This window comes from Methylotuvimicrobium sp. (genome assembly GCF_050611805.1).
Lineage (GTDB): Bacteria > Pseudomonadota > Gammaproteobacteria > Methylococcales > Methylomonadaceae > Methylotuvimicrobium.
On the sequence record NZ_JBNGHF010000041.1, the window covers coordinates 1 to 17460 of the forward strand.

The 17460-nt window shown below is 47.5% G+C and carries 15 protein-coding genes and 1 pseudogene; 13 read left to right on the top strand and 3 right to left on the bottom strand.

Annotated elements, in window-relative coordinates; genetic code table 11:
• The 3 genes from ACRJJO_RS16755 to ACRJJO_RS16765 form a co-directional block, all read right to left on the bottom strand.
• A partial coding sequence (locus ACRJJO_RS16755) for a 1-deoxy-D-xylulose-5-phosphate synthase N-terminal domain-containing protein (RefSeq protein WP_431066795.1) occupies positions 1–220 on the bottom strand: 220 nt, incomplete at its 3' end.
• Between the two features lie 84 nt (positions 221–304).
• Positions 305–1201, bottom strand: coding sequence for a (2E,6E)-farnesyl diphosphate synthase (gene ispA / locus ACRJJO_RS16760; protein WP_431066796.1), 897 nt, complete (start codon positions 1199–1201; stop codon positions 305–307).
• Positions 1194–1427 (bottom strand): exodeoxyribonuclease VII small subunit, encoded by a 234-nt coding sequence (locus tag ACRJJO_RS16765; RefSeq protein ID WP_014149516.1) that lies wholly within the window; start codon positions 1425–1427, stop codon positions 1194–1196. The genes ispA and ACRJJO_RS16765 overlap by 8 nt, the downstream gene beginning before the upstream one ends.
• Before the next feature lie 84 nt (positions 1428–1511).
• Here ACRJJO_RS16765 and parE point away from each other — a divergent pair, with 84 nt between their 5' ends.
• The 13 genes and pseudogenes from parE (at position 1512) to ACRJJO_RS16830 (ending at position 17356) form a co-directional block, all read left to right on the top strand.
• Positions 1512–3401, top strand: a complete 1890-nt coding sequence (gene parE, locus ACRJJO_RS16770) for a DNA topoisomerase IV subunit B (RefSeq protein WP_431066797.1) — start codon at positions 1512–1514, stop codon at positions 3399–3401.
• 165 nt (positions 3402–3566) lie between these two features.
• Positions 3567–5981 carry a type I restriction-modification system subunit M gene (locus ACRJJO_RS16775; protein ID WP_431066798.1) on the top strand — a complete coding sequence of 805 codons (2415 nt, stop codon included), beginning with the start codon at positions 3567–3569 and terminating at the stop codon, positions 5979–5981.
• Entirely contained in the window at positions 5978–7018 is a 1041-nt protein-coding gene (locus ACRJJO_RS16780; RefSeq protein ID WP_431066799.1) for a PDDEXK nuclease domain-containing protein, read from the top strand. The genes ACRJJO_RS16775 and ACRJJO_RS16780 overlap by 4 nt, the downstream gene beginning before the upstream one ends.
• A complete protein-coding gene (locus ACRJJO_RS16785; RefSeq protein ID WP_431066800.1) occupies positions 7015–7479 on the top strand; it encodes a DUF1016 N-terminal domain-containing protein in 465 nt (154 codons plus the stop codon). Before ACRJJO_RS16780 ends, ACRJJO_RS16785 begins: the two co-directional genes overlap by 4 nt.
• Positions 7476–7955: a hypothetical protein gene (locus tag ACRJJO_RS16790; protein ID WP_431066801.1), complete on the top strand. Its 480-nt coding sequence runs from the start codon at positions 7476–7478 to the stop codon at positions 7953–7955. Before ACRJJO_RS16785 ends, ACRJJO_RS16790 begins: the two co-directional genes overlap by 4 nt.
• A gap of 153 nt (positions 7956–8108) precedes the next feature.
• Entirely contained in the window at positions 8109–9428 is a 1320-nt protein-coding gene (locus ACRJJO_RS16795; RefSeq protein WP_431066819.1) for an IS701 family transposase, read from the top strand.
• A gap of 50 nt (positions 9429–9478) precedes the next feature.
• Positions 9479–9670, top strand: a pseudogene (locus ACRJJO_RS16800) (restriction endonuclease subunit S); the annotation flags it as partial.
• A gap of 75 nt (positions 9671–9745) precedes the next feature.
• Positions 9746–10429 (top strand): restriction endonuclease subunit S, encoded by a 684-nt coding sequence (locus tag ACRJJO_RS16805; protein WP_431066820.1) that lies wholly within the window; start codon positions 9746–9748, stop codon positions 10427–10429.
• Between the two features lie 523 nt (positions 10430–10952).
• Positions 10953–12107, top strand: a complete 1155-nt coding sequence (locus ACRJJO_RS16810; RefSeq protein ID WP_431066802.1) for a Fic family protein — start codon at positions 10953–10955, stop codon at positions 12105–12107.
• Between the two features lie 28 nt (positions 12108–12135).
• Positions 12136–15228 (top strand): type I restriction endonuclease subunit R, encoded by a 3093-nt coding sequence (locus ACRJJO_RS16815; RefSeq protein ID WP_431066803.1) that lies wholly within the window; start codon positions 12136–12138, stop codon positions 15226–15228.
• Positions 15228–15941, top strand: a complete 714-nt coding sequence (locus tag ACRJJO_RS16820; protein WP_431066804.1) for a M48 family metallopeptidase — start codon at positions 15228–15230, stop codon at positions 15939–15941. Before ACRJJO_RS16815 ends, ACRJJO_RS16820 begins: the two co-directional genes overlap by 1 nt.
• A gap of 232 nt (positions 15942–16173) precedes the next feature.
• Entirely contained in the window at positions 16174–16638 is a 465-nt protein-coding gene (locus tag ACRJJO_RS16825) for an SRPBCC family protein (RefSeq protein WP_431066805.1), read from the top strand.
• A gap of 223 nt (positions 16639–16861) precedes the next feature.
• Positions 16862–17356, top strand: coding sequence for a PAS domain-containing protein (locus ACRJJO_RS16830; protein WP_431066806.1), 495 nt, complete (start codon positions 16862–16864; stop codon positions 17354–17356).
• Positions 17357–17460 lie beyond the last annotated feature (104 nt).

A 17460-nucleotide genomic window follows, 5' to 3' on the forward strand; every position in this document is an offset into this window, starting at 1 on the left:
CCAATTGATCGCGCGGCGTATCGAACACGTAATGCAGCGCCACGGTCAGCTCGACCGTTCCCAGACCGGCCGAGAAGTGTCCGCCGGAAATACTGACCGTGTGAGTTAAAAACTCGCGCAGCTCTTTGGCAAGCGGTTTTAATTGGTCCTTCGGCAGTTTTCTAAGGTCGGAGGGGAGCTTGATACTGTCTAGTATGGGGAAATTTCCTGTGATTTTCATGAATAAATCGATTCCTTATTGATCGGCACGGACGCGGTTACCGACTGATTATGCAGATTAATACCCTAGTATTCAAGTCGGGAATTAATGATCCCGCTGAATAATATAAAGCGACAAGTCGCGAAGCAAGTCGGCCTCGGACCCAAATCCGCTCAAGCTTTCGATGGCTTGTTCATGAAGTTCCTGGGCTTTTTGTTTCGCGCCGGCCAAACCGAGTAAGGCAGGATAGGTTGGTTTGTCGTTATCCTTGTCCTTGCCTTGGGTTTTGCCGAGTGTTGCGGTATCGCTTTCTTCGTCCAAAATATCGTCCTTGACTTGGAAGGATAGGCCAATGCATTTTGCATAATGATCGAGTCCTTCGGCTTGTTTCGGGTCGATATCGGGCTTCGTTAATGTTGCCATGTTGACGCTGGCTCGGATTAAGGCTCCGGTCTTGTGGATATGCATATTTTCAAGCTGAGGCAAGGTCAGCATCGTGCCGACCGATTCTAAATCGATGGCTTGACCGCCGACCATGCCTTGAGAACCGCTAGCCTTGGCCAGCATTGTAATCATTCTTAGACGGCTTTCGGCATCGGCTCGGATAGTCGGATCGTCCGCCAAGACCTTGAATGCCAGTGCTTGCAGTGCATCGCCGGTCAGAATGGCGGTCGCTTCATCATAAGCGATATGGCAAGTCGGCTTTCCGCGTCTGAGGTCGTCGTCGTCCATGGCCGGCAAATCGTCATGTATCAACGAATAAACATGAATGAATTCAACCGCACAGGCCGCTCCGTCTAAATCTTCCGGTGCAATGCCCAAGGCTTTTCCTGTACAGTAGGTTAGCATCGGGCGCATGCGTTTACCGCCGTCCAACACGCAATAGCGCATCGCTTCGTGTAATTTAGTCGGTATTTGGGTTTCGCTTGGCAGTCGGGCTTCCAAGGCTCTTTCAACTCGGTTTTGACAAAAAGTCAGATAGTCTTTCAGTGCGTTACTCATCGGTGAAGGGCTCCAGAGTTTGAGTGCCGTTTTTTTCCAGTAAAATCTGAACTTTCTGTTCGGCTTCCTGCAAGGCTTTCTGGCAGGTTCGAGTCAGGGCGACGCCGCGTTCAAATGATTTTAACGAGTCTTCCAAAGATAGCTCACCTTGTTCCATTTGCTCGACGAGTTGCTCAAGCTCGGCTAGGGACTCTTCGAATAAATTCGTGGTTTTTTTTTTCGGCATGTAGATAAAATAGTAGGTAGAAATTGGGCGATGGAATCAAACCGGCCATTATATATGAAATTGGATAATGAGTGATTAGGAAGTATGAGTAATGATTACAATGCAGCCGCGATAGAAGTATTAAGCGGCTTGGAACCGGTCCGAAAACGGCCGGGTATGTATACCGATACGACCCGACCGAACCATCTGGTGCAGGAGGTAGTCGACAACAGCGTCGACGAAGCGATAGCAGGACATGCCGATAATATTACTGTCGTGTTATCTAAAGACGGCTCGGTATCGGTTAGCGACAACGGGAGAGGGATGCCGGTCGACATTCATCCGGAGCAGGGTATTCCCGGTGTCGAAGTGATCTTGACGCAACTGCATGCCGGCGGGAAGTTCTCGAATAAAAATTATCAGTTTTCCGGCGGTCTGCACGGTGTCGGTGTTTCGGTCGTCAATGCCTTGTCGGCCTATTTGGAGATTGAGGTTAAGCGGGGCGGTAAGGTTTATAGCATGACCTTTGCCGACGGCGAAAAGCAAAGCGATCTGACCGAAATGGGCTCGGTAGGCCGCAACAATACCGGTACGGCGGTCAAGTTTTGGCCGAATGAAAAATATTTCGATTCGAGTAAGATTTCAGTCAGTAAGCTCAGGCATGTATTGAGAGCGAAAGCGGTATTATGCCCGGGTCTCAATATTACTTTGCAATCCGAGTTCACCGATGAGCAATGGCAGTGGTGCTACCAGGACGGCTTAAAGGAATATTTACTCGATCGTGTAGGGGATGCCGAGTTTTATCCCGAACCGCCGTTCATGGGCAAAATGACGTCCGATCATGAAGCTGTCGAATGGGGCATCGTGTGGACGGCGGATAGTTTGCCGGAAGCGATTAACGAAAGTTATGTCAATTTGGTGCCGACCGCGCAAGGGGGCACGCATGTCAATGGTTTGCGGGCCGGCTTGACTGAAGCGATGCGCGAATTTTGCGATTTCAGAAACCTATTGCCGCGAGGCATCAAGGTTTCTCCGGAAGATGTCTGGGAGCACTGCCATTTTATTTTGTCGGTCAAATTGGAAGATCCTCAGTTTTCGGGACAAACCAAAGAACGTTTGAGTTCGCGCGAATGTGTCGCGTTCGTCTCGGGTGTTGCGAAAGACGGTTTCAGTCTTTGGCTGAATCAGCATCCGTCCGAAGGTGAAAAAATTGCCGAAATTATTATTGCCAGTGCGCAAAAGCGATTGAAATCCGCCAAGAAAATCGTTCGTAAGAAATTGACCTCGGGACCGGCGCTACCCGGTAAGCTTGCAGATTGTTCCGGTCAGGATATCGGCCGATCCGAGTTGTTTTTGGTTGAGGGCGATTCGGCCGGCGGTTCGGCCAAACAGGCGAGAGATCGAGAGTTTCAGGCAATCATGCCGCTACGGGGAAAAATCCTAAATACCTGGGAAGTCGATTCGAGCCAAGTCATGGCGTCTCAGGAGGTTCATGATATCGCGGTGGCTTTGGGTATAGAGCCGGGTTCGGATGATTTGCGAAGCCTGCGCTACGGTAAGGTATGTATTTTGGCAGACGCGGACTCCGACGGTAATCATATTGCGACATTGATTTGCGCATTGTTTTACCAGCATTTCAAGGCGCTGGTGCAAGCCGGTCATGTTTTCGTTGCAATGCCGCCGTTGTATCGGGTCGATATCGGCAAAAAAGTCTTTTATGCGCTCGACGAATCCGAGCGCCAAGGCGTTTTGGATCGAATTAAGGCAGAGAAGTTGAAAGGCCAGATCAATGTTCAGCGTTTCAAAGGCTTGGGCGAAATGAACCCGAGCCAGCTTCGTGAAACGACGATGAACCCCGATACCCGCCGGCTCGTGCAATTAACGGTAACCGAAGACGACGATACCACTGAACAACTTGATTTATTATTAGCCAAAAAACGCTCGCCGGATCGCAAGCATTGGCTCGAAACCAAAGGGAATTTGGCGGATTTGTGAGTCGTATGGAGAGCAGTAAGTTTTGATAGGCGTTTAACGTAGGATGGGTAGAGCGGAGCGAAATCCATCATGGAACATCATGAGAGCCATTCCAACAAATCGCGGGTTTGGTAAATGGCAGCGTTATCATAACCGCGCCTGCGCCCGGCACAGTAAAGAATAACCATGGCCATTAAAAAAACCGAACTCTACTCCTCCCTTTGGGCTAGCTGCGACGAACTGCGCGGCGGTATGGATGCCAGTCAGTACAAAGACTATGTGCTGACCTTGCTGTTTATGAAGTATGTCTCCGATAAGTACAAAGGTGACCCCTACGGCATGATCGTGGTGCCGCAAGGTGCCAGCTTCGACGATATGGTTGCGCTAAAAGGTGACAAAGAAATCGGCGATAAAATCAATAAGGTTATCAGTGCGCTTGCTGAAGAGAACGACCTCAAAGGCGTCATCGACGTGGCCGACTTTAACGATGAAGACAAGCTCGGCAAAGGCAAAGAAATGGTTGACCGACTAGGTAAATTGGTCGGTATTTTTGAAGGCTTAAACCTGGCTGATAACCGCGCTGATGGTGACGACTTACTTGGCGATGCCTACGAATACCTGATGCGCCACTTCGCCACCGAATCGGGCAAATCCAAAGGGCAGTTTTATACGCCGTCGGAAGTCTCGCGCATTCTCGCGAAAGTCATTGGTATCAATAGCGATACGCCGCAAGACGCAACCGTCTACGACCCCACCTGTGGCTCAGGCTCGCTATTGTTAAAAGCCAGCGATGAAGCTCCTCGTGGTTTGAGTATTTTCGGACAGGAAATGGACAATGCCACCAGTGCCTTGGCGCGTATGAACATGATTCTGCACAACACCGCCACCGCTAAAATCTGGAAAGGCAATACCCTCTCCGACCCGCAGTGGAAAGACGCCAACGGCCGGCTTAAAACCTTTGACTTCGCTGTCGCCAACCCGCCGTTCTCCAATAAAAACTGGACCAACGGCATCAACCCGCAAGAAGATGAATTCGACCGTTTTACCTGGGGCATTCCGCCGGAAAAAAACGGCGACTACACGTTTTTGCTGCACATTATCAAAAGCCTGAAAAGCATCGGCAAAGGCGCGGTGATTCTGCCGCACGGGGTGCTGTTCCGTGGCAATGCCGAAGCGCGCATTCGTGAAAATCTTATCAAGCAAGGCTATATCAAAGGCATTATTGGTTTGCCAGCCAATCTGTTTTACGGCACCGGCATTCCTGCCTGCATTATTGTGATTGATAAAGAAAACGCTCACGCCCGAAGCGGTATCTTTATGGTCGATGCCAGTAAAGGCTTTATGAAAGATGGCAATAAAAACCGTCTACGCAGCCAGGACATTCACAAAATCGTCGATGTGTTCACCAAACAACTGGAGCAGCCGCGCTATTCCCGCATGGTGCCCATAAGCGAAATCGCCGCGAATGATTACAACCTGAATATTCCGCGTTACATTGATTCCAGCGAGCCGGAAGACCTGCATGATTTAAGTGCCCATTTGCAGGGCGGTATTCCCAATGCCGATATCGATGCTTTGGAACGTTACTGGCAAGTCTTCCCCAGTATTCGCGCCAGCCTGTTCGAACCCGTGCGCGAAGGTTATTGCCAAGCGCTGGTTAAAGCCAGCGAGGTGAAAAGCACCATTCTCAATCACCAGGAATTTAAAAGCTTTGCCGCAGCGAGCCTTGTGCCCTTTACCGATTGGTCTGAGCGCGCCAACTTAAAAGCCATAGAATCAGGTGAACAGCCAAAACAGATCATTCACCGCATTAGTGAAGACTTGTTGGAAAGCTATTCCCGCAACTCACTGCTCAGCAAATACGACATTTACCAGATTTTGATGGATTACTGGGCGGATACCATGCAAGACGATGTCTATGTACTGGTGCAGGATGACTGGCCCGCAGGTAAGGTGCTGCGCGAATTGGTGGTTAAAAAGGGCGAAAAACTCAAAGAAACGCCGGATTTGGTGATTAACAAAACCAAATACAAAGCCGAATTGATTCCACCGGCCTTGATCATCGCCCGTTTCTTCTCCAGCGAACAGCAACAAGTGGATGCCCTGCAAGGCGCACTCGATAGCGCCAGCCAAGAACTGGAAACCTACTTGGAAGAAAACGGCGGCGAAGATGGCCTGCTGAGTGAAGCGCTGAACGATAAAGACAAAGTCACCAAAGCCACGGTTACCGAACGTTTGAAGCTGGCGACAGACCCGGAAGAAAAGGCCTCGCTTAAACAGGCCAAGAAACTGTTCGATGCCGAAGCTGAGTCTAAAAAAGCCCTGAAAGAGGCGCAAGATGCCCTCGATTTTGCCGTGTTTAAGCAGTATCCCAAACTGAGCATCGACGAGATCAAAGCCCTGATTGTTGAAGATAAATGGCTGACAACGCTGGAAAGCAACATTGTTGCCGAAATCGAACGAGTGACGCAGCAACTGGCCAATCGAGTGAAAGAATTGGAAGAGCGCTATAGCGAACCCCTACCACAAATAGAAAGCCACGTCTCCGTACTACGTAACAGGGTCAGCGCACATCTCAAAGTTATGGGGCTGGCGGTATGACATTGCAAACGAATGCTTATCAGACGCTGATTCAGCAGGTTTCTAAAACCTGGTTAAGTGGCCAGGCGCAAGCGCTACAAGCCGTGAATTATCAGCTGATAGAAACCTATTGGCATATCGGTCGGCATCTTGTCGAGTTTGAACAAAAAGGCAAACCGCGCGCTGAGTATGGTCAAAGCTTGCTTAAGCAGTTGGCGCAGGATTTAACCTTACGACATGGCAAAGGCTTTAGCCGCAGTAACTTGATAAGAATGCGACAGTTTTATCTGGCTTATCCAATAAGTGCGAAGCCTTCGCACCAATTAAGCTGGTCACATTATGTTGAACTTTTAAAGCTAGACGATCCGCAAGAGCGCAGTTTTTACCAACAACAAGCCATCGCTGAAAAATGGTCTGTTCCCGAATTAAAACGCCAAAAAAATGCGCAACTCTTTTTGCGACTGGCGGCGAGTAAAGACAAAGCTGGCCTGCTTGCCTTAGCCCAACAAGGGCAAGCGCTCAACCAGCCGAGCGATTTACTGCGCGAACCCTATATTTTTGAATTTCTAAAAATCCCCGAAGCGCATCAGATTTCTGAAACTCAACTCGAAACCGCGCTGTGCAACCACTTACAACCGTTTTTACTCGAACTCGGTAAAGGCTTTACCTTTGTCGGACGCCAATATTGCATTACCTTAAACAACAGCCACTATAAAGTCGACTTAGTGTTTTACCATCGCATCTTGCGCTGTTTTGTACTGATTGACTTAAAATTGGGCGAGGTGCAACACCAAGATATTGGTCAAATGAATATGTATCTTGGCTATTTCGCTAACGAAGAAAATGTTGAAGGCGATAATCCACCCATCGGCATTATTTTAAGCCGTCAAAAAGACGAACTCATGGTTGAATACGCCACCTACGCCATGGATAGCCAATTATTTGTGCAAAAGTACCAGCTCTACCTGCCTGACCGTGACAGCCTGCAACGCGAACTTGAACGCGCCATCGAAGAAGTGGAAGTCAACCAGGAACGCAAACAGGAGCATGGTCAGTGAATCAATCAAACAACCTTACGACTCAAACGCAACCCCTTAGCCAATTAGTCACGCAAATTGCCCAGCACATTGAGCAAGCCCGCAGCCAAGTTCGTCAAGCGGTTAACAGCGCGATGGTGCAAAGCTACTGGGAGATTGGTCGCCTAATTGTTGAGGAAGAGCAACAGGGTGAAAGCCGTGCGGCCTATGGCAAACAGCAGTTACAACAGTTTTCACAGCAATTGACAGCGTGTTTGGGCAAAGGCTTTGATGTCGGGAATCTTCGTAATATGCGTCAGTTCTACCTGATGTTTCCAATTCACGACGCAGTGCGTAGTGAATTAAGCTGGACACACTGCCGAGCCTTAATGCGTATCGACAATCCAGCCGCAAGGGATTGGTATCTGCAAGAGGCGATCAGCCAGAGTTGGAGTGCTCGTGCAATGTTAAATGGAAAGTTGAAAATGGAGAATGGAAAATGACAAACAGCGCTGTGAAAGAAGCGAGTAGCCACTATCAATTAGCCACTGTCAATTCTCAATTTGCGAACGAAGTGAAGCAGGTTCCGGTTGGGTATAAGCAAACGGAAGTTGGGGTGATACCAGAGGATTGGGAAGTAACATCGGTTGGGCAAGTCACGAGTTGGTTATCTGGAGGAACACCGAATCGTAAACGCGATGACTATTGGCAAGGAGATATTCCTTGGATTAGTGGTTTTACTCTCAAAACACTGGAACTTAAGACATCTGATCAATTCTTGACAAGTGAGGGAGTCGACGCTGGAAGTAAAATGGCTCCGTTAGACTCTACTTTGCTCTTAGTTAGGGGAAGCGCACTTCATTCGGAAATTAGAGCTGGTTTAGTCGTTGCTCCACTATGTTTTAATCAAGACGTAAAAGCATTAATCCCTAATAAAAATATTGTTCCTAGTTCGACTTTGTCATGTTTAAGTATCTGAATATTATATAAATATAGTATAATACATGCATTATCGCAGAGCGATGAAAACAGGGCAACAGGATGATTTACAAACCACTCGACTAACGAAACATTCAACGGGATTCAAGATGACAAAGCACTCTTCTCGCTTTGTCAGTCCTTAGATTCGTTTATCGGAACGTTTCAAAATTTATTTCGTTCCGGGAATCATAACGTATTCAAGCAAGCCGGCCATTACATCAAAGGCTTATTCCAAGCTGACAAACGTAACATGGAGCGGATGGCCGAGGTGGTTCCGGACTCTGACGACCAGGCCCTGCAAAATTTTCTCACGCATTCCAGTTGGGTCGCCCGTCCGGTCATGGATCGCGCGGCCCTGGCGGTCGATCAATGCTTCGAGGGCGCCGAAGGCATCGCGCTCATTATCGATGAGTCGGGCTTTGCCAAAAGCGGAAAGCATTCGGTTGGCGTGGCTCGCCAATGGAACGGTCGATTGGGTAAGGTCGATAATTGCCAAGTCGGTGTTTTCGGCGCTTTAGGTAAAGGCGATCGCGTCGCATTAATCGATGCCCGCTTGTATTTGCCTCATGCCTGGACCGATGACGCAGAACGGTGCGAGAAAGCCGATGTACCGCGCGACTGTCGAAGCTATCGCACCAAGCCGGAATTGGCGCTTGAGATTGTACGTCATGCGCGGTCGCTCGGCGTCCGCTTCGACTGGGTCGGCTTCGATGGCCTCTACGGTAACGCGCCCCATCTACTTCGTGCGCTGGATGCCGATGGCGAGCGCTTCATGGCCGATGTTCACAAAGATCAACAGATCTATGTGGACGATCCCCAACCCTATTTGCCGGAACGCAAGCAAGGCAAAGGAAGATCCGCCACTCGCTACCAGAGCCAAGCGCAAGCCATTCAAGTCCAAGCATGGGCCTCACAACAGCCGGAATCGGCTTGGCAACGGCTGACGCTACGAGATGCCTGTCGAGGATCGCTGACGATTGAGGTCCTCCACCAACGGGTTTGGCTTTGGGAGGCCGGCAGCGATACGGCTTATCAGTGGCATTTATTGGTCCGTCGGGAGCTCGATTCGCCGAACGAGATCAAATACAGCTTGAGCAATGCGCCGGCACAAACGACGGTGTCTACCTTGGCGCATCAACAGGCGCAGCGGTATTGGATCGAACGAGCTTTTCAGGATCACAAAAGCCATATCGGTCTGGCGCACTATCAAGCCCGAAAATGGCAATCCTGGCACCGACACATGGCGCTCGCCATGATAGCCGGCTTGTTCATGTTGCAGCAACGCATGACTCATGAGGAAAGCTATCCGCTATTGAGCTGTTATGACATACAAATACTCTTAGCCAAAAGCTTGCCGAACAAGCAAACCGATTTCGCTGTTTTACTCGCTCAAGTGAAAGAGCGCCACCGTCGGCGCTTATCGGCTATCAGATCAGCCAGCAAGAAAAACGAAACTGTCCAAAATGAGTAAGTGGTTGACTTTTAATACAAACAACATGACAAAGTCGAACTAGATACTTAACTATCTATCTATTGGCAATGGAAAGTGAGTTGCTAAAACTCGTTAGTTCTGCTGGAAATAGTGCAGGTGTATTAGATACGGAGCTTGTCAAAAATTTCAAATTTCTGCAGCCGCCAAAACAAGAACAAACCGCCATCGCCAATGCCCTATCCGATGTCGATGCCTTAATCCAAGAACTAGAAAAACTAATCGCCAAAAAACAGGCCATCAAAACCGCCACCATGCAACAACTCCTCACCGGCCGCAACCGCCTGCCGCAGTTCGCCATGCGCGAAGATGGTTCGAAAAAAGGATATAAGCAAAGTGAGTTGGGGGAGATACCGGAGGATTGGGAGGTTAAGTCAATAGGCGAATTTACTGACTGCACAGCTGGCGGAACGCCAAGCACTTCAGTATCTGCTTATTGGGGTGGTAATAATCCTTGGATGAGCTCAGGTGAGTTACACCTAAAAAGAGTATTTGATGTTGCTGAACGGATAACAGATGCAGGGTTGGCAACTAGCAGTACTAAATATGTGCCAGTAGATTCGGTCTTAATTGGTTTGGCAGGTCAGGGAAAGACAAGAGGTACGGTAGCCATAGCAAAAATTTCTTTATGCACGAACCAGTCAATTGCATCAATATTTCCATCTGGCAATCATTCGGCTGAGTATCTGTATTACAACCTTGACAGTCGTTATGAAGAGTTGCGAGGTCTTTCTACGGGGGATGGCGGTCGTGGTGGATTGAATTTAACGATTATTAGGAAGCTGGCATTCCCATTCCCCGTTATTGAAGAACAAACCGCCATCGCCACTATCCTCTCCGATATGGACGAAGAGCTTCTGGCACTGGAACAACGCCTAGGCAAAACCCGCCAAATCAAACAGGGCATGATGCAAGAACTGCTGACGGGGAAGACGCGATTAATGAATGTAAAGGAAACTGCACATGATCAACAAGCTAGCTAAATTCTTATTAGTGGCCACTTTTGGTGCTAGGCCGCAAGGCCCAGAAAGCGCTATGCCAAAAAGTTCAGATATCTCACATGTCCGTCCATGATTATCTCTGCGCAAGAGGAAAGAAAATTTCCTATCTCCCCCATCCTAGTGGCGCCAATCGGGAGTCGGTGGACTTAGCATCTCTAAATAGAGATGAGTTTCCGACAATGCAGCAGTACCAGGAGCGGATGTGGACCAAATACAAAATCACAAAACGTGAAAAGGGCGAGAAACTTGGTGATGAAGCATCATACAAGTCAACTAGGGCATCACGATGGAAAGCAATAGCCCAAATTCGCACTGCATTTGACGAATAGTAAAGTTTGAAAGCCATATCTGTTTTTTTACTTGCACGGTCTAGCTTATTTAACTTAATTTTTGCAGCAATTATAGATAATGGACTTATCACTGTACACATAACTTATTGACATTATAGTTTTTTATAGCGTAAATTCAAGATAATCAATCAACGCCATTATAGATAGTTCGAGTTATGCCTCAATTTAATCACCACGATTTATGTTTGCTAAACCCGTCCTTTGACTCTCCTTTGGTCGATGTTCTGACTGAACTTGAACATTTGCGGCGCTTGCAACTAAGTGGCAGTACACCAGCTCCCATGTTTTTCCAGCTTAAAGCGATTTTCCACATGCTGGAAAGCTTGGGTTCGGCGCGTATTGAAGGCAATCATACTACTCTAGCGGATTACGTTGAAAGTAAGTTAGAGGGTGCAGATCCTTCAGATCATTTGCGCGAAATGGTAAATATTGAAAAGGCTATGGACTATATTGAATCGTCAATAAAGCCCTGCATGCCAATCACTGAACATTTTATCCGCGAACTTCATGATATGACGGTGAATAACTTAGATCGTGAAGGTGATAAAACGCCTGGGGCTTATCGGTCGGGGGCAGTTCGCATTGCTCAGTCAGAACATGTTCCCCCCGACGCAGTACAAGTGCCTGGCTATATGCAGGAGTTAGTTGCATTTATTAACCAGGCCGATGCGCCCAAGTATGATCTGATCAAAGTAGCCTTAGCGCACCATCGCTTTGGTTGGATTCATCCCTTTGGGAACGGTAATGGGCGTGTCGTCCGTCTACTCACCTATGCGTTACTAATGAAATATGGTTTTAACGTCAGTACAGGCGGGCGCGTTCTCAACCCCACTGCAGTATTTTGTAACGATCGTGATAAATACTATGCCATGTTAGCCGAAGCAGATACGGGTTCTTCTGATGACCAGGAAACTTGGTGCAGATATGTACTTACAGGTATTTTGGCCGAACTTAAAAAAGTGGATCAGTTGACCAACTTTACGTATCTTCAAACGAAAATTTTAAATCCCGCGTTAAGCTATGCTAAATCTCGTGAATTAATTACCGAACAAGAAGAATCTATTTTGCAAATAGCGGCAAAACTGGGCGTTGCCAAAGCCGCTGATTTGTCGAAAGCCATGCCCGAATTAACAGCTACGCAACGCACCTACCAAATTAAAAAATTGGTAGAACGTAAAATGTTGCAACCTATTAGCGAAGGTGCTCGTCAATATACCTTTGGATTTAGTAATAACTACTTAATTCGCGGTGTGGTGAAGGCGCTAGCAAACCAAGGGTTTATTCCAGAATCTTTACAAGAAGAGAAATAGGCAATATTGAAATGCCAAGGACAAAGATATGAGCAACGTCGGCCAGCGAGAACGTATCACCCAAAACCGCATCGTCCAGTTCTTTCAAAATGACCTGGGCTATCGCTATTTGAGTGACTGGCACGATCGAAACAATAATAAAAATATCGATGTGGGCATTCTTACCGATTGGCTGCAAAAACGAGGTGTGAGTGAGGCGCTCATTAATCGCGCCATTCGCCAGTTGGATACGGCGGCTGCACTGGGCGAAGGTAAAAAACTCTATTACGCCAATAAAGAGGTCTATCGTTTGCTGCGTTACGGTGTGAAAGACAAGGAAGGCGCAGGCCATCTAAACGAAACCGTGTGGCTGATTGACTGGAAGAACCCGGAAGCGAACGATTTTGCGATTGCCGAAGAAGTTTCAATAAAAGGCGAAAACAAAAAGCGCCCCGACATCGTGCTATATGTCAACGGTATCGCACTGGGCGTGATTGAATTGAAACGCTCTTCTGTGTTTGTTTCAGAAGGTATTCGCCAGAATCTCGATAACCAAAAGAAAGATTTTGTCCGTAACTTCTTCACCACCATGCAATTGGTGATGGCGGGTAACGACACTCAAGGCCTGCGTTACGGCACGATTGAAACACCTGAAAAGCATTACCTTGAGTGGAAGGAAGAGCTCGAAAACACTTATAGCCATAAACTCGATTTTCACCTGAGTCGCGTGTGTAACAAAGTGCGCTTTCTGCAAATCATCCACGATTTTATTGTCTTCGATGCCGGTATTAAAAAGACCTGCCGCCACAATCAGTTCTTTGGTATTGAAGCCGCAAAACGTCATATTGCAAGGCATGAGGGCGGCATTATTTGGCATACCCAAGGCTCAGGAAAAAGCCTCACCATGGTGTGGTTGGCTAAGTGGATTCGGGAAAATGTCAAAGATGCCCGTGTACTGATCGTGACCGACCGTACTGAGCTCGACGAGCAGATTGAAAAAGTTTTCACCGGCGTTGAAGAAGATATTTATCGCACCAAAAGCGGTGCCGACTTGGTGGCGACACTCAATCAACCAAACCCTTGGTTGGTGTGTTCTTTGGTGCACAAATTTGGGCGGCAGTCTGACTCGGAGAACGATGCAGCGACCGATGAGTTTATTGCAGAGTTAAAGAAGTCTCTGCCATCGGATTTTTGCTCCCGAGGCGACCTGTTTGTGTTTGTCGATGAGTGTCACCGTACTCAATCGGGCAAGTTACACGAAGCGATGAAATCGATTCTGCCGCAGGCCATGTTTGTTGGCTTTACCGGTACGCCGCTGATGAAAAAGGACAAGAAAAAATCCGTAGAGGTGTTTGGGCCTTACATTCATACCTACAAATTCGACGAAGCCGTGGCCGATGGCGTGGTACTGGATTTGCGCTACGAAGCGCGAGACATAGACCAAAACATCACATCCCAGAAGAAAGTGGATGAATGGTTTGAGGCGAAAACCCGTGGCCTGTCTCGATTAGCCAAAACACAGCTCAAGCAGAAATGGGGCACCATGCAAAAGGTGCTGTCCAGCAAATCGCGCTTGCAGCAGATTGTGAATGACATCCTACTGGACATGGATACCAAGCCGCGCCTGATGGACGGGCGCGGCAATGCCATGTTGGTGTGCTCCAGTGTGTATCAAGTTTGTAAGGCCTATGAGATGTTCAGCCAAACCGATTTGGCAGGCAAGATTGCCATTGTTACCAGTTTCCAACCTACCGCTGCCGGCATTAAGGGTGAAGAAACCGGTGAAGGCTTAACGGAAAAGCTGTTCAAATACGACACCTACCGCAAGATGTTGGCGGATTATTTCGAGCAACCTGAAGAGCAAGCAGCCATTCGCGTGGAGGAGTTCGAAAAGGAAGTCATAAAACGCTTCGTGAATGAGCCAGGGCAAATGCGCTTGCTGATTGTGGTCGATAAGCTCTTAACCGGCTTTGATGCGCCTTCGGCAACGTATTTGTATATCGACAAGCAAATGGCCGATCACAACCTGTTTCAGGCGATCTGTCGGGTAAACCGTTTGGATGGTGATGACAAAGAATACGGTTATATCATCGATTACAAAGACCTGTTCCGCTCATTGGATAAAGCGGTATTGGATTATACGGAGGGCGCATTTGACGGCTACGACAAGGAAGATGTCGCCGGGCTATTAAAAGATCGTTTAGAGCAAGCTAGGCTCGATTTGGATAATGCGCTGGAAATGGTACGCGCTTTATGTGAGCCGGTAAAAGCCCCGCGGAATACCGAGGATTACATACACTATTTTTGTGGCGAGTCAGGATCGAATCAGGAGGAATTGACTGAAAAGGAGGCGCTTCGTTTAACTCTGTACCAGAACGTGGCCAAGCTGCTGCGAGCCTTTGCCAATATCGCCAACGAAATGCCCGATGCCGGATATTCTGCACAAGACGTTGAGGCAATCCAGTCGGAAGTCGCCCACTTTGAAAAGGTTCGCGACGAGGTAAAACTGGCCAGTGGTGATTTAGTGGAGATGAAGCGCTTTGAGCCTGCGATGCGCCACCTATTAGATATGTATATTCGGGCTGACGATAGCGAAGTGCTGATGGATTTTGAAGAGCTCGGTTTGATTGAGTTGATCGTCGAAAAAGGCGCCGATGCTGTGGATGTTTTGCCGGAGAATATTCGCAAGAATCAAGAAGCCATGGCAGAAACCATCGAAAATAATGTGCGTAAAACCATCGTGGATGAAAATCCTGTTAATCCGAAATATTACGAACAGATGTCTGTTTTATTAGATGAATTGATTGAATTACGCAGACAAAAGGCCATTGAATATCAGGAATATCTGGAGCGAATTCGCGAGCTGTCTCGCAAGGTCATTCGCCCAGATCAAACGACTTCGAATTATCCGCCTTCCATAGACACTAATGCCAAGCGAGCTTTCTACGATAACTTTGGCAATGATGAAGTATTGGCAACGAAAATTGATACTGCGATTCGTTACACCAAAAAGGCTGATTGGGCGGGTGATCGTTTTAAAGAGCGTGAAATTGCCAATGCTATCAGAGAAGAGACGGCTGGTTATAACGTGGATATTCAAGGCGTAATGGAACTGGCCAAGGCGCAGAAAGAGTATCAGTGATGGCAATGATTGAAATCGGTTCGATTGCGATGCAGTTGAATCGCAAGGCAATTAAAAATCTGCATATCAGCGTATTGCCGCCTGATGGCCGCGTGCGAGTGTCGGCGCCAGAATCCATGACGGATACGGCTATTCGTATGGCGGTGATCAGTCGCATTCCCTGGATCAAAAAGCAGCAAAGTGACTTTGCCAAACAACCCCGCCAGTCTGACAGGGAAATGGTGAGTGGCGAATGTCACTACTTATGGGGAAAACGCTATCGGCTCAATATCGTAGAGCGCTCCGGTAAACATGAAATCAAGTTGGGACGTGGTTGGTTACACCTGTATGTCAGTACGTCTGCGACGGCTGAAAACAGGGCTTTGGTACTGAACTCGTTTTACCGAGATGCGTTAAAGAAACGAATCGCCGACTTATTGACTGTTTGGCAAAGCAAAATAGGCGTAGCCGCTGCCGATTGGGGCGTTAAGAGGATGAAAACCAAGTGGGGCAGCTGTAACAAGCAAGCAAAGCGTATTTGGCTGAACTTGGAGTTGGCGAAGAATCCGCCCGAGTGTTTGGAATATATCCTAGTGCATGAGTTGGTGCATCTGCTTGAACGTACACATAATGAACGGTTTAAGGCCCATATGGAAAAGCTTCTTCCTGACTGGCGTGAGCGTCGGGACTTGTTGAATCGTATGCCATTGGCACACAACGACTGGGTTTACTAGGCAATTACGCGGAGTTACACATGGTTTGCGTAATTATGCATGTGGCGCGTATGCTCAGTATATTTCCGGAAGCTATTTCCAACCACATCTTCAATATTTCAAGGCGGATGATTGCCAATACAAATTGTGCTGATATTCTATTTGACAATTCGTTATAATCGAAATGAATGGAATAAATGAGCCAATCACAAGGACTTTCGCTTCTATTGTTAACCAAATGGTGAGCCTGTAAATGTTTGGATTTACTTCGGATCATTCCGCTTCGGGTACGGCTAGCACAATCATCAATAAACCGGTGGATGATGTGTTTAATTTTATCGGGGTCGATTTTTTTAAAAATTATCCTCGGTGGTCGCCTGAGGTCGTCGAATGCGAATTACTGAGTGATCCGCCATTACGTTTGAATAGTCTTGCCAGGCAAGTGCGAATCGATCAAGGTCAAAGAAGCGAGTCGACTTTTAAGGTAACTTGCTTTGATCCGCTTACTAAATTGACTTTTGAAGGTGTTTCGAATCCCTATCGTTGTTTTTATGATTTAAAGCCCGGGCGGACGCCGGAGCAGACTGAAGTCACATTTACTTTCGAGTTATTGAGGCTCGAGCTTTTCATGTTACCGTTTGAAAAGCTGATTCGTATTGCTGTGAGAGAGGGTGCGGTACGAACGGTTCGAAATCTCAAAACGTTAATAGAGTCTTAGGGGGGGTAGGGTACGCTATGCGTACCATGGTAACCCCACCAATGCTAAAGCAAGTCATTATTGTTTGGTCTGAATAGGGATTCGGGATTTAACGGCATGGAGGTATGCGGCTACTCCACAATGGCGCCGGATTCCGCCAGTCTACGGCGGAATAATGAGTTTAACTTAATGGCTATTGCTAGACAATCCGGATATTTTTTGAGTCAGATGGCGGATATCGAACATGAAATTTCAAATAGAAAAAGATCCGGGAGTCATTCCTCACATTCTTACTCAAATTTTGGACGGGTGTGTTAATGGTATTACCTTGTCCGATCCCGATTTGGAAGATAACCCGATCGTCTTCGCGAACGAAGTTTTCGAAAAAATCACCGGTTACAGTTGTGATGACATTATTGGAAAAAACTGCCGGTTCTTGCAAGGAAAAGATCATGATCAACCGGAGATTGAAATCTTGCGTGAGGCGATCAGGAATCGACGAGCGGTTGAGGTCACGCTAAAAAACTATAAAAAAAACGGCGATCTTTTTTACAATCGTCTTTCTGTTACCCCCTTATTCGATAACGAAGGTCGGTTGATTTATTTTCTGGGTGTTCAATACGACATTACCGAACAAATACATGCGCAACATGAGATCGAAAGATTGAATAATTCTTTTGACTTAAGGCGCTCCGATTACCTTAGTCAGCAGTCTAAGCGAGGAACTGTTAAGCGTTGAATACTCAAACGTGATCGATTCTTTCAAAAAACAAACAGCTATGCGATATGGGGAAGCTAATGAGCAATGAGGTTGACATGACGTGTGCCGACATTTATCCGAAA

What these genes read in the sequence shown, in the direction of transcription:
- ACRJJO_RS16825 (WP_431066805.1), top strand. Translation starts at nt 16,174, where the DNA reads ATGTTTGGATTTACTTCGGATCATTCCGCTTCGGGTACGGCTAGCACA.
- ispA (WP_431066796.1), bottom strand. Translation starts at nt 1,201, where the DNA reads ATGAGTAACGCACTGAAAGACTATCTGACTTTTTGTCAAAACCGAGTT.
- ACRJJO_RS16820 (WP_431066804.1), top strand. Translation starts at nt 15,228, where the DNA reads ATGGCAATGATTGAAATCGGTTCGATTGCGATGCAGTTGAATCGCAAG.
- ACRJJO_RS16765 (WP_014149516.1), bottom strand. Translation starts at nt 1,427, where the DNA reads ATGCCGAAAAAAAAAACCACGAATTTATTCGAAGAGTCCCTAGCCGAG.
- ACRJJO_RS16790 (WP_431066801.1), top strand. Translation starts at nt 7,476, where the DNA reads ATGACAAACAGCGCTGTGAAAGAAGCGAGTAGCCACTATCAATTAGCC.
- ACRJJO_RS16810 (WP_431066802.1), top strand. Translation starts at nt 10,953, where the DNA reads ATGCCTCAATTTAATCACCACGATTTATGTTTGCTAAACCCGTCCTTT.
- ACRJJO_RS16775 (WP_431066798.1), top strand. Translation starts at nt 3,567, where the DNA reads ATGGCCATTAAAAAAACCGAACTCTACTCCTCCCTTTGGGCTAGCTGC.
- ACRJJO_RS16780 (WP_431066799.1), top strand. Translation starts at nt 5,978, where the DNA reads ATGACATTGCAAACGAATGCTTATCAGACGCTGATTCAGCAGGTTTCT.
- ACRJJO_RS16805 (WP_431066820.1), top strand. Translation starts at nt 9,746, where the DNA reads ATGCGCGAAGATGGTTCGAAAAAAGGATATAAGCAAAGTGAGTTGGGG.
- ACRJJO_RS16815 (WP_431066803.1), top strand. Translation starts at nt 12,136, where the DNA reads ATGAGCAACGTCGGCCAGCGAGAACGTATCACCCAAAACCGCATCGTC.
- ACRJJO_RS16830 (WP_431066806.1), top strand. Translation starts at nt 16,862, where the DNA reads ATGAAATTTCAAATAGAAAAAGATCCGGGAGTCATTCCTCACATTCTT.
- parE (WP_431066797.1), top strand. Translation starts at nt 1,512, where the DNA reads ATGAGTAATGATTACAATGCAGCCGCGATAGAAGTATTAAGCGGCTTG.